The sequence below is a fragment of the Pseudomonas viridiflava genome (genome assembly GCF_900602065.1).
Taxonomy (GTDB): Bacteria; Pseudomonadota; Gammaproteobacteria; order Pseudomonadales; family Pseudomonadaceae; genus Aquipseudomonas.
The window spans coordinates 1-294 of the sequence record NZ_UWFN01000138.1 but is presented as its reverse complement, the minus strand read 5'-3'; the positions used below and the strand labels follow the sequence as shown (position 1 = coordinate 294).

The window sequence follows — 294 nt, the reverse complement described above, 5'->3', positions numbered from 1 at the left end:
TCGCAACACTGCGCGGCTCATCGCTGTCGGTCAACGACCTGAGCCGGGCCATCGGCGAGCGGCCGCTGGCCGATCCGGATGGCGGCTGCCTGATCGTTACCGACGTCAGCCGTTCCAAGCAAGGTCTGCATGTGTAGGCGGTCAGCAAGATCGTGCACTGCCTGACCACCGATATCCGCCCGCCGCCCTACGGCTCGAGCAGCAAGTCGTTCATCACTGGCGTCACCCAGGTCGACGGCGTGCTGGTGCAGGTGCTTGACATCGAAAAAGTGATCCACGGCATCGCCCCCGCAC

1 pseudogene is annotated in these 294 nt (G+C 64.6%); it reads left to right on the top strand.

The window, feature by feature from the left end:
* Positions 1-294, top strand: a pseudogene (locus tag EE949_RS08335) (chemotaxis protein CheW); the annotation flags it as partial.